This window comes from Elusimicrobiota bacterium, assembly GCA_016722575.1.
GTDB lineage: Bacteria > Elusimicrobiota > Elusimicrobia > FEN-1173 > FEN-1173 > JADKIY01.
In genome coordinates this window covers 41,269-52,462 of sequence record JADKIY010000007.1, presented here as the reverse complement: position 1 = coordinate 52,462, position 11,194 = coordinate 41,269, and the positions used below count along the sequence as shown (strand labels likewise).

At 63.7% G+C, this 11,194-nt stretch carries 14 protein-coding genes and 1 pseudogene; 13 read left to right on the top strand and 2 right to left on the bottom strand.

The features are described from left to right. Window positions 1–73 precede the first annotated feature (73 nt). The 10 genes from IPP68_12185 (at window position 74) to IPP68_12140 (ending at window position 8,295) form a co-directional block, all read left to right on the top strand. Window positions 74–1,573, top strand: coding sequence for an AAA family ATPase (locus tag IPP68_12185; GenBank protein ID MBL0351108.1), 1,500 nt, complete (start codon window positions 74–76; stop codon window positions 1,571–1,573). Further along, complete coding sequence (locus tag IPP68_12180) at window positions 1,566–2,294, top strand: hypothetical protein (GenBank protein ID MBL0351107.1); 729 nt, start codon at window positions 1,566–1,568, stop codon at window positions 2,292–2,294. Before IPP68_12185 ends, IPP68_12180 begins: the two co-directional genes overlap by 8 nt. Continuing rightward, a complete protein-coding gene (locus tag IPP68_12175; GenBank protein ID MBL0351106.1) occupies window positions 2,291–2,707 on the top strand; it encodes a hypothetical protein in 417 nt (138 codons plus the stop codon). Before IPP68_12180 ends, IPP68_12175 begins: the two co-directional genes overlap by 4 nt. 64 nt (window positions 2,708–2,771) lie before the next feature. Continuing rightward, entirely contained in the window at window positions 2,772–3,284 is a 513-nt protein-coding gene (locus IPP68_12170; protein ID MBL0351105.1) for a TIGR03546 family protein, read from the top strand. Window positions 3,285–3,301: 17 nt separating this feature from the next. Then, the gene (locus tag IPP68_12165) at window positions 3,302–5,143 is read left to right on the top strand and encodes a TIGR03545 family protein (protein MBL0351104.1); all 1,842 of its coding nucleotides are present in this window, start codon (window positions 3,302–3,304) and stop codon (window positions 5,141–5,143) included. Then, on the top strand, window positions 5,140–5,463 hold the full coding sequence (locus IPP68_12160) for a pyrimidine/purine nucleoside phosphorylase (GenBank protein MBL0351103.1): 324 nt from the start codon (window positions 5,140–5,142) through the stop codon (window positions 5,461–5,463). The genes IPP68_12165 and IPP68_12160 overlap by 4 nt, the downstream gene beginning before the upstream one ends. Then, complete coding sequence (msrB, locus tag IPP68_12155) at window positions 5,448–5,939, top strand: peptide-methionine (R)-S-oxide reductase MsrB (protein MBL0351102.1); 492 nt, start codon at window positions 5,448–5,450, stop codon at window positions 5,937–5,939. The genes IPP68_12160 and msrB overlap by 16 nt, the downstream gene beginning before the upstream one ends. Before the next feature lie 40 nt (window positions 5,940–5,979). Beyond that, window positions 5,980–6,438, top strand: a complete 459-nt coding sequence (locus tag IPP68_12150; GenBank protein MBL0351101.1) for a dCMP deaminase family protein — start codon at window positions 5,980–5,982, stop codon at window positions 6,436–6,438. Then, entirely contained in the window at window positions 6,435–6,884 is a 450-nt protein-coding gene (locus IPP68_12145) for a hypothetical protein (protein MBL0351100.1), read from the top strand. The genes IPP68_12150 and IPP68_12145 overlap by 4 nt, the downstream gene beginning before the upstream one ends. A gap of 10 nt (window positions 6,885–6,894) precedes the next feature. Further along, window positions 6,895–8,295: a class I SAM-dependent methyltransferase gene (locus IPP68_12140; GenBank protein ID MBL0351099.1), complete on the top strand. Its 1,401-nt coding sequence runs from the start codon at window positions 6,895–6,897 to the stop codon at window positions 8,293–8,295. A gap of 10 nt (window positions 8,296–8,305) precedes the next feature. Here IPP68_12140 and IPP68_12135 read toward each other — a convergent pair whose 3' ends face one another. Continuing rightward, window positions 8,306–8,491, bottom strand: a complete 186-nt coding sequence (locus IPP68_12135) for a hypothetical protein (GenBank protein ID MBL0351098.1) — start codon at window positions 8,489–8,491, stop codon at window positions 8,306–8,308. 47 nt (window positions 8,492–8,538) lie between these two features. Between IPP68_12135 and IPP68_12130 the strand changes: the two genes are divergently transcribed. Then, complete coding sequence (locus IPP68_12130; protein MBL0351097.1) at window positions 8,539–8,874, top strand: hypothetical protein; 336 nt, start codon at window positions 8,539–8,541, stop codon at window positions 8,872–8,874. Next, the gene (locus IPP68_12125; GenBank protein MBL0351096.1) at window positions 8,859–10,043 is read left to right on the top strand and encodes a hypothetical protein; all 1,185 of its coding nucleotides are present in this window, start codon (window positions 8,859–8,861) and stop codon (window positions 10,041–10,043) included. The genes IPP68_12130 and IPP68_12125 overlap by 16 nt, the downstream gene beginning before the upstream one ends. Window positions 10,044–10,098: 55 nt before the next feature. Here the strand turns inward: IPP68_12125 and IPP68_12120 are convergent, their stop codons facing one another. Further along, window positions 10,099–10,521, bottom strand: coding sequence for a hypothetical protein (locus IPP68_12120; protein MBL0351095.1), 423 nt, complete (start codon window positions 10,519–10,521; stop codon window positions 10,099–10,101). Between IPP68_12120 and dnaX the strand changes: the two are divergent. Further along, a pseudogene (gene dnaX / locus IPP68_12115) lies at window positions 10,484–11,194 on the top strand (DNA polymerase III subunit gamma/tau). The gene IPP68_12120 and the pseudogene dnaX overlap by 38 nt on opposite strands.

Genomic DNA, 11,194 nt, shown 5'->3' with positions numbered 1-11,194 from the left:
GGCTTTCCCCGGGCCGCGAAGGCGCCCCCCCACCGTTGACGAAAACACCGATTGCCGTTAGACTTGGGTTTCCATGGCCTCCCCCCAAGAGACGGAAATCGAAACCCTGATCCGCGCTCGGTACCCCCTCCTTCAACTTGTTTCATGGGAAGAAGAACGGGCCGAGCGCTTGCTGCGCGACATCGCCGCCCGGTTGGGCAAAGAGGTCTTCACCTGGTCCGCGGCCGCCGGACTGACCGACGCCGCGGGCGCTCCCGACGCGGCCACCCGGGACCCCAAAGTCGCGCTCGACAAACTTCCTTCCCTCGCGTCCAAGGCTGTGTTCGTTTTTCGGGACCTCCACGCGTTCTTTGCGGACCCCCTCGTGGTGCGCCGGCTCCGCGAACTGTCCGTGGCGTTCAAGGCCAGCCATCGGACCTTGGCGCTGATATCTCCCCTCCTCAACGTGCCCATCGAGCTTGAAAAAGAGGTCACGGTGGTCGATTTTGATCTTCCCGGGCCCGAGGAATTGAAAAAAGTCTTCGCGGATGTCATTGCCGCCGGACGGGCCAACAACCGTTTTGAAGTCTCTTTGTCGGAGGAGGACCGCGACCGCCTCATTCAAGGGGCTTTGGGACTCACCATCGCGGAGATGGAAAACGTCCTCGCCAAAGCCATCGTCGCCAACGGCAAACTGGACCTGGGCGCCCTGGAAATGATTTTTCAGGAGACCCGTCAGGTCATTCGAAAGTCCCGGATATTGGAATATTTCGAGGCCCAGGTTCCCTTCGCCCAGGTCGGCGGCATGGAGGAGATCAAGGATTGGCTCCACAAGCGGGGCGACGCCTTTTCCGCCCGCGCCCGGGAGTTCGGATTGCCCGCCCCCCGGGGCGTCCTGATTCTGGGCGTTCAGGGGTGCGGCAAATCCCTCGTTTGCAAAGCCATTTCGGGGCTGTGGAAAATGCCCCTCCTGCGCTTGGACATGGGGGCGCTCTTCGGCGGGTTCATCGGCCAGTCCGAGGAGAACATGCGCCGGGCCCTCAAGACCGCCGAATCCGTGGCCCCCTGCGTCCTGTGGCTGGACGAAATCGAGAAGGGCTTGGCGGGCACCCAATCGTCCAATTTTTCCGACGCGGGCACGACCGCGCGGGTTTTCTCGACCTTCTTGACCTGGCTCCAGGAAAAAACGAAGCCGGTCTTCGTGGCCGCCACCGCCAACAATATCCAATCCCTGCCGCCGGAACTTCTGCGCCGGGGGCGCCTGGACGAAATATTCTTCGTCGACCTTCCCACCGCCGCCGAGCGGGAATCCATCTTGGCCATCCATTTGAAAAAGAAGAAACGCGACCCCGCGGCCTTCGACACCGCGTCGGTGGTCGCCGCCACCGCGGGTTTCTCCGGCGCCGAGATCGAACAGGTGGTGGTCGCCGCCCTCCACGAAGCCTTCGCCGCCCGACGCGAGGTGACTTCCGAAGACCTGAATCAGAGCGCGGCCGACCTGGTGCCCCTGTCCCGGACCATGAGCGAAGAAATCGAGGCCCTGAGGACCTGGGCCGCCCAACGCACCCGGCCCGCCGCCCGCGCCCGTGGGTAACGCCGACCGTTTCGACCACCTGGAACCTCCCCGGAGTCCGGCCCTGCCGGAGGACGTGCGCTCCGCCCTGGACCGCCTTAAACGCTTCGATCATTTGGAAATCGGCGAGCTCCGTTTCGAAACGACCCAGGAAGTGGATCGGGTGCTTTGCGCCCATTGCGGGCAATACAACGAGCGGGTCCGGACCCATTGCTGGGCCTGTTACCGCTGGGTGGGTTCCAACGCCCCCGCCCCGGCCGCGCCGCCCCCGGCCTTGGAGCTCATTTTGGACGGCAAAACCTACCGGCCCGGCGACGCCAATGTGCCGGAGGACGTCCAGCGCCTTATGGAGTGGATCCAACGGGACGGCTTCAGCCCCGAACTCCTGGCCAAATGGCGCCAATGGCGGGCCACCCGCAACCAGGCGATTTACCGTGAAAAAACAGAATCCGCCGGCGGGCCCCCCGTCCAGGGCGAGAAAGAGGTGAAACTTTTTCGTGGCCAACGGGTTTCGGTCATCACCATCGACGGGCAAACCCACACCTCCCTGGACAAGGACCTCCCGCCGGACGTCAAAGCCCTGTTCGACTATTTAGCGACCAACGAGGTCACCCCCGACCTCCTGGACCACCTGCGGACCTACGGCACCAAAGTCAAATACCGCCCCCACACGACGGCGGACCCCACCGACGGGGACCTCTCCTTTTGGGACAGGGTCGGCGCCCTCTTCGGGGCCAAATGACTCCCCGTTCCATCGACTGGCTTCGCCGCTACTACGCCGCCACACCGCTGTTCGGCGTCGCGGACCTTCTTTTTCACGTTCCCTTGCGGGTGGGGCCCTTCATCGGCGCCCCTTGGGCGCGGACTCTTTATTACTCGCTCTGCACCGCCGCGGCCGTCGTGATGTACCGCTGGCCCCGGTCGTCGGCGGTGATCGGAATGGTGGAGTCCTCCGCCAACATTTTCATATTGGTCCTGGGGGTTATGATGCCGATCCTTTCGGTGTCCATCGAAGCGATCGGACAGGGCGTCGGTCCCTCCCCCCTGGGGCTTTCCGCCCTGGGAAACTTTATGCTCTCGGGAACCGTCTCCGTGGCTTCGTATCATCTGAACGCCCATCGCCTCGCCGAACAAAGCCAACGGCCCGCCGCCTGACCCCCTGCCCGTCCGCGCCGCCGTTCATTTGACGATCCGCCGCCCGGTAACCTAAAATCCCCCTATGATTCTGCTGAAACTTCTCATCAACTTTATTCAAGTCCTGAACGAAAAGGCCTCTCCCCGGGCCATCGCCGGGGGCGCGGCCTTGGGAGCCGTGATCGGCCTGACCCCCACCGGGAGCCTTCACAACGCCCTGATCCTTTTCCTGATATTCCTTTTGCCCGTGAACAAGAGCGCGGCCCTCTTTGCGGCGGCGGTCCTATCCCTCCCCGCCCTCCTGCTGGCGCCCCTCTTCAATGCCGTCGGCCGCTTCCTATTGGTCGATGTCCGTGCCCTCGCGGGATTCTGGGAAACCCTTTACAACACCCCGGTCCTGCCCTGGACCAAATTCAACAACACCCTCACCCTGGGAAGCCTGGTGGTCGCTCTGGCTCTCTTTGTTCCCATCTTCCTTTTGTCCGAGCGGGGCGTTGTTCGCTACCGGGACGTCGTCCTGGCCAAGGCCCGGCAGTGGAAGATTTTCCAACTCATCAAAGCCTCCAAATACTACGCCCTGATCGAGAAATTCTCGTGATTCGCTGGAAACGGCTATTGATAATCCTCGTCCCCCTGGCTCTAATTTGGGCCGGGACCCACTTCTTTTTGGACCGGGGCCTTCGCTTGGGTCTCGAGAAGGCCGGCACCGCCGCCAACGGCGCCCGGGTGGAATTGGGCGGCGTGTCGACCCGGTTTTGGGGCCTCACCCTCGCCTTGTCGGACCTCCGGGTGACCGACGCCAACAACCCCCTGACCAACGCGGTCCAAATTGAAACCCTGCGCTTCAAGCTGGCCCCCAAACCGCTCTTCTGGAAGAAATGCGTCGTCGACAGCGCCCAAATATTGGGCGTTCGAACCGGCACGCCCCGAAGCCGGTCGGGGGCCCTGCCCGGAGCGCCCGCCGGAGGCGCCGAAAAAGAGTCCCCCTCCGCCGTGGCCGAAGCCGCCCGGAACGCCGGGGGCTTCGCCCTGGGGAATATCAAAGACCAATACGATCCCGACAAATGGGTCACCCTGGACAGCCTCGCCTCCTATAAGCGGATCCAGGAGGAAAAGGACCGCCTGGCCAAGGCCAAGGACGAATGGCCCGACCGCTGGCGGGCCCTGGACAGCGCGGCCCTGGCCGACCGGGTGCGGACCTATTCCGACAAAGTGAAGAACGAAAAGTTTTCCGGCGTGGAAGGGGTCAAGAAAGCCAAGGATTTGTTGGACGAGGGCAAAAGCCTCCGGGCCGATGTGGAGAAATTCCAAAACTCTCTCCGGGAAGCTCGGTCGGCCTTCGACCGGGAGGCGGCCGCGGGCAAAGTCGCCCTGGCGGACATCGAACGGCTTAAAAAAGAAGACATCGACCGCCGCCTGGCCCTGGTCCGCTCCGGGTTTTCCGCCGACGGCGTGACCCGGGCGTTGGTGGGGCCCGTCTGGATGGGCAAAATTCAAACGGCCCTGGGGTGGTTCCACAAGATTCAAAAACTTCGCGGCGCCGGCGATAAGAAAACAAAAACGGCGAACGCCCCCGCCCCGGCGCCCCGGGGCCAGGACATCGCTTTTCCCTTCCATTACCGCTGGCCGACGTTCCTTTTGAAAACCGCCGACGTGAGCGGATCGACCCTCCACGTGGCGGACCGGGACCTGGCGAGGATGGAAACGGCCGAAGGGATCCACTACGACGGCGCCCTGAAGGATGTTTCCTCCGATCCCGAAGGCCTGGGCCGCCCCATCACGCTGAACTTGGCGGGCAAATCCGCGACCCAGGCTCTTCAATTGGACGCCTCGTTAGACCTGGCGCCCCACCCCGCACGAGGAACGGCCGCTTTGGCCTTTAACGGCCTTTCCTTGGCCGGCGTCGCCCTGGGGAACGTCGGCGGACCCGTGACCGTGGACCGAGGGGTGGGCCGCCTGACCGCGCGCCTTAAAAGCGCCGGGGAAAACATCGACGGGACCATCGACCTGGACCTCTCGGGCCTTCGCCTTAAAATCGGCGAGTCTCCGGACAAGGACGCCGTGGCCCGGGCGCTCAAGAACGCCCTGGCGGGGGTGACCCACACCCGCGTGACGTTCGAAGTCTCGGGAACGGCGACCCAACCCCGCATCAAGATATCCTCCACCCTGGACAAGGAGCTGAACGGCATCCTGAAAAACGCCGCCAAAGGCGAAATGGACGCCCTGGAAGGAAAACTCAAATCCCGGGTGAGCGGCCTGGTGGACGGCGACCGCTCCCAACTGGCGGGCCTTCTGGACGGACGGCTGAAACCCATCGGGGAAAAGCTGGGCGGGCAGGAAAAGTCCCTGGACGCCATCAAAGACCGACTGGAAAATTCCATCCGCGGCGCCGCCGGCCCGGGCGCGTCTCCCGATCTCAAAAACATCAAATCCCTCTTCAAGAAAAGGCGGCCATGAGCGTCCCCGAGCAATTCGACAACGTCAGCGTCAAACCCAAAGCGAACGTCTACTTCGACGGAAAAGTCGTCAGCCACACGCTCTTGTTGAAGGACGGGTCCAAGAAAACCGCGGGCCTCATTTACCCCGGGAGCTACACCTTCAACACCGACGCCCCCGAGCGCATGGACATCACGGGCGGCGTCTGCCGGGTCAAAATTGCCGGGGCCGCCGCTTGGACCAACTACGCCGCGGGCACGTTTTTCAAGGTGCCGGGCAAATCCTCCTTTGAGATCGCGGTGGACAAGGGGCTCGCCGAATATCTATGCTCCTTCGAGTAAGGCCAGCCGCCCTGCTGGCCGTCGCCCTGTGGACGGCCGTCGGCTTCGCCGCGGAAAAGAGGTTTCCCCTGGACCAAAAAATCGCCAAGACCGACGCCGAATGGAAGAAAGCCCTCCCCCCCGAGGCCTACCACGTCATGCGGGAGAAGGGCACGGAGCCGGCCTTTCAAAACAAATATTGGAACAACCACGAGACGGGCGAATACGTCTGCGGCGCCTGCGGCCTGACACTTTTTTCCTCGGAAACGAAATTCGACTCCGGCACCGGCTGGCCCAGCTTTTGGCGTCCGGCCGAGGACCTCCACGTTGAAACCGACAGCGACGAATCTTTTGGAATGACCCGCACCGAGGTTCATTGCGCCCGTTGCGGCGCCCATCTGGGGCACCTTTTCCCGGACGGCCCGAAACCCACCGGCCTCCGCTACTGCATCAACTCCGCCTCCTTGGCCTTCAAAAAACATGACAAAAAAAATTAAGACCCCCGGTTTTTCCCGGCCGGATTTCGACTCTTACTTCATGGGCATCGCCCAGGCCGTCTGCCGCCGGGCCGATTGCCGCGGAAGCCGGGTCGGCGCCATCGTCGTGGTGGACCGCCGCATCGTCTCCACGGGCTACAACGGCACCGCCGAAGGCATGCCCAACTGCACCGACGGCGGCTGCGAACGGTGCCTGAACCGCGACAAATACCCCAAGGGCACGGGCTACGACCTCTGCATCTGCGTCCACGCGGAGCAAAACGCGCTCTTGGCCGCCGCGCGTTTCGGCATCGCGGTCGCGGGCGGCACGGCTTACACCACGCTCCAGCCCTGCTTCGGCTGCCTTAAGGAAATGCTCCAGGCCAAAATCCGCCGGGTGTGCTACATCGACGCCTGGTCCCACCCCGATCCGAAATTCGCCGAGCAGTACAACCGCATCGCCGCGCGACTGCCCGGGGGCATGACGCGCGTGGAACCGCCCGCCCCGATCAAGGGATGAACCCGTCCCGGCCGGCGACCGTTCTTTGGGCGGCGCTAATGTTGGCCGGCCTGCCGGCTTTGGGCGAAGCCCCCCCCGGGGTGTTGTTGGAGGGCCCGGCGTCCGCCCAGGCCCTCGCCGCCGTGGTGGATCGCACCTCCCCCGGCGTCCCCGACACCGAGATTCTTTTCGACGAAAAGGGCCGCCCCTTCGTCTCCACCACCCATTTCATCGTGGTCCTCAAGCCCCGGGCCACGGTCGGCCAGGCGAACGCCGCGCTTAAATCCATGAACGCCGCCATCGTCGGCATGGTCGAAGGTCAGGACGTTCTGGAAATCCGCCTCCCCGATCCCCAGCGGCGCCGGACCCTCCGGGACGTGGACGCCCTGGTCGCCGCCCTCCGCCGCCTTCCCGCCTTTAAAGACGCCCTGCCCTTTTCCTTTCAAAACGGCGCGGAAGCGCCTTGAGGCATTGGCGATGACCTCCGATCCCGGTTCCTTTCGGGACCCCCGGGGTCGCGTTTTTTTTCAAGACGGGCGTGTTTTTCGGGCCTTGTCGGCCGAGGGGTGGTCGGCCTGGCGTCAATTCAGCGGATCGGAACTTTTCGCTCGACTCTCGGAATCAAAGCGTCTAATCGAAACCCGCCCCCTGGCCGACGGCCGGACCGATCTCGCTCTGCCTCCGGGCGATTGGGCCGGCGTTTTGGAGCACGAACCGCTTCCGATGGTGTCGTACCCCTACGAATGGAGCTTCGGTGCGCTTCAAGAGGCGGCCGTTTTTTTTCTGGATTTGCTGGCCGAGGCGCTCCAGCACGGGTTTGACCTTCGGGACGCGACCCCCTACAACGTTCAGTTTCGCGGACTTCGCCCCGTCTTCATCGATGTGCCTTCCTTTGAACCCCGGGGCGACGCCACGGGTTGGCCGGGGTACGGGGATTTTTGCCGTTTGTTCCTTTATCCCCTCCTGTTGGAGGCTTACCGGGGCGTTCCTTTCCAGCGCTGGATGCGGGGGGCCCTGGAAGGTTTCCGAGCCCGGGAAATGGCCCGCCTTCTCCCCTGGCGGGATTGGGTCAAGGCCGGGGTGTTCAGGGACGTCGTCGTGCAGTCTCTTTTGGAAGGCTGGAGCGACCGCCTGGATCCCGCGGCCCTCCAGAAGGAAATGAAGAAGGCGGTTCCCCTATCCGGGGTCCTCCAAAACGTCGCCCGCCTCCGGGGCATCGTGGCGGGGCTTCGGTCCGGCGCCCCGCGGGCCGCCTGGGCGGATTACCGTCGAAGTGAAAGTTATTCCGAATCGGGCCGGAGGGAGAAGGCGCGATTTGTCGAGCGCGCCTTGGACCGCCAACGGACCCGCCGGGTTTGGGATTTGGGGTGCAACGATGGTGAATTCACCGTTCAGGCGGCCCGCTCCGCCGAATGGGTTTTGGCCCTCGACGCCGATCCCGGCGTCGTGGAAGGCCTTCGCGGCCGGCTGGCCCGGGAGGGCGTTGAAAACGTCCTTCCCCTCGTCCAGGATCTGGCCGACCCCTCCCCGGCCCAGGGCTGGCGGGGGAGCGAGCGACGAACCTTGGAAGAGCGATCGGCACCGGACCTCGTTCTGTGCCTGGCGTTGACCCACCACCTAGTCCTTTCGCGGAACGTCCCCCTCCGGGAGTGGGTGGAATGGTTGGGCGGCCTCGGGGCGCCGATCGTCATTGAGTTTGCCACGCGCGAGGATCCCCGGGTGCGGGATCTCCTGGGGAAAAAAGTCGGGGATCGCCGGCCCGATTATGACTTGGTGAATTTCCGGAAATGCCTTGGGGAGTCTTTCGACGTGCGGGAAGAAACGACGCTTGAACCGGGAACCCGGGTGTTGTTTTTCGCCCACCCCCGGGGCCGATGAAATCCCGGGATCACCGCGGGGCGGGGGGCGCGGGCTTTTTGGGCTCGCCGCCGCCGGCCCGGGGTCGCCGACGGGACCACAAAATTTTCAACAGGGCTCCCAGGCCCCCCAGCCCGGCCAACACGAACTGGGTCAACAAACTCCCGGCGTTGACATCGATGTACGCCCGGGCGCTGTGCGGCAAAAGCAACGTCACCCACAGGAAAACAACAAACGCGCGCAGAATCGGCCTCCTTTCAACGCATGGCGGGTAAATTTCTTTCCCGAATTTGGACGGAAATCCGTTCCGGGGGGTTATCCCCCCTGCTGCTCGCCCTTTGGCCCGTCCTCAGCCTCTACCATCAAAACGCGACCGAATGCCCCCCCGGGGCCGTCGTCCGTTCGTTGGCGACGATGGCCGTCCTCGGGGGGGCGGCCTCGTTGGTGTTCCGAACCTTCTTCTCCGACCGATCCATCGCCTCCGTCCATGCGTCCTTTTTCGTTCTGGTGTTCGCCGGGGGAGGGGCGGCCTTCGGCGCTCTCGACGGACGCCTCCCCGACTCCCCCTTGGCGCCGTTGCGGAATTGGGAGCGCTCCTGACCCTGCTGGTCTCTTACCTCGGCCTGCTTCGAGCCGCCCGCCCGCCGACGCGAGGCTGGTGGGGCCCACTCAACAACGCGGTGGCGATCGGCGCGGCGGCCCTTTTCTTCTCCACCACGTTTCTTGGACTCGTCGCGGCGGGTCGAAATCCCTGGGTCGCCGCCGCCCCCGCCGAAGGCCCCCGGCGGCGGGCGGCGCCGGGCGCCCCGGACGTCTACCTGATCATCGTCGACGGTTACGGCGGCGCCGAGGCGCTGAAAGACGTCCTCTCCTTTGACAACGCGCCCTTCCTCCGCGAGCTTGAAAAAAGGGGGTTTTGGGTCTCCGCCCGGAGCCGAAGCAACTACCCCGTCACCCCCGACGCCATCGCGACGATGCTCAATCTGGACTACACCCGGGGAATCGCCGGCGCCCGGACCGACCCCCCGGCGCTCATTCGGGCCAACCGATATCAACGGTTGGCCCGGCAAGCGGGATACACTCTTTTTTCTTTCGACTCCGGGTGGCTCATCACCTCGTCGTTTCCCCTCTCCGACGTCGAAATCCGGTCCCTGTGGCGGCTGAGCGAATTCGAGCGGGCGTTTCTCGATGTCACCGTGTTGGGGAGACTTTTTCCTTTGATGGCCCGAAACGACCAGCGCCACGCCTTGGAACGGAATCTTCGGGAATTGCGAGCGCTGCCCGATCGGCCGGAACGCCCCAAATGCGTTGTCGCCCACATCGTGCTTCCCCACCCCCCCTATCTCTTCGATGCCCGAGGGAAGGATCCCCGGCGGGCCAACGATTTCAATTTAATGGGCCCCTGGAAGGAACCCGGGGGCTACGTTGAGCAATTGCGGTTCCTGAACTCCCGCCTTTTGGAGGCGATCGATGAAATATTCGCCCGCGCCAAAGTTCCCCCGATGATCCTGTTGGTGTCGGACCACGGGTCCTGTTTTCGCGGCCGGGTGGGGGACGCCGACCCGCGGTTGATGGAGGAGCGGACCAGCATACTCCTCGCGGTGGCGGGGCCGCCCGAACTTCGAAGGCAATTCCACGATTCCATCACGCCGGTCAACGCCCTTCGGCTCGTCGCGGGAAGCGCTTTCGATAATCCCTTGCCCCCCCTTCCGGACAAGGTTTTTTGGAGCGACGGGAGCGGCTCGATCGACCGACAAATTCAACTTTGAAACCGGACTCTCGCCGGCCCCCCTCGATGCGCCCCCCGCCCGTCCGGGCTTGGGATCAATAAAAACTCCAAGTCATCCCCCGGGTGTCGGTGTGGTCGCAATTGAGGAAGATGGCGCCCACCGGATGAGTCATGCCATCCACCAAATACACCCAAGGGTGGTAGCCATCCAAGGAACCCGTCCATGTCGGGACGCAATTCCCATTATGACCGTCGTCCCTCTTGGTGGGATGCCGAAGCGCGGGAACCTTGTCGATGTATTTTCCGTCGAAGACCGAAGGGTTGTCGTCCTGGCTCAAGCAGGAGGGGGTGATCAAATCGGGATACAGGCCTTCGTTGTCCGCGTAATAAATCGAGAGGGCGCTTCGTATTGCCCCCATTTGTCCTTTGGCCGTCGCTTCCCGCGCCTTGATCACAAGGTTCGCGAACTTCGGCAAGGCGATGGCGGCCAGCAGGCCAATGATGGCCACCACCAGCATGAGCTCAATCAGCGTGAATCCATTTTTTTCATCGGAGACTCCCCGTTTAAGGCTACCCCCTCCCCCCCCGATTTTCAATAGATACGGCGCCCCCTATCCTCCCGGGCCGCCCCATCAATTGACCGCTCCGACGGAAATTGATAAAGTCCTTTTCGTCGTTTTCCGAGGCCCCGCCATGCCCTATCTCGTCCTTGCCCGCAAGTTCCGGCCCCAGCTTTTTGAAGAGCTGGTGGGCCAGGAACACGTCACCCAGACGCTGACCAACGCGCTCAAAAGCCAGCGCCTGGCCCACGCCTATATTTTTTCCGGCCCCCGGGGCTGCGGCAAGACCACGACGGCCCGCATCCTGGCCAAGGCCCTGAACTGCGTGAAAGGCCCCACGGCCACGCCCTGCGGGGAGTGCCCCCAGTGCCGGGAGATCGCGGCCGGGTCCTCCACCGACGACGTGCTGGAGATCGACGGCGCCTCCAACCGCGGCATCGACCAAATCCGCGAACTGCGGGACACCGTCAAATACGCCCCCGCCCGCTCCCGCTACCGCGTCATCATCATCGACGAAGCCCACCAGATTTCCAAAGACGGCTTCAACGCCCTCCTCAAAACCCTGGAGGAGCCGCCTCCCCACGTGGTCTTCATGATGGCCACGACGGAGCCTGAAAATCCCCGAAACCAT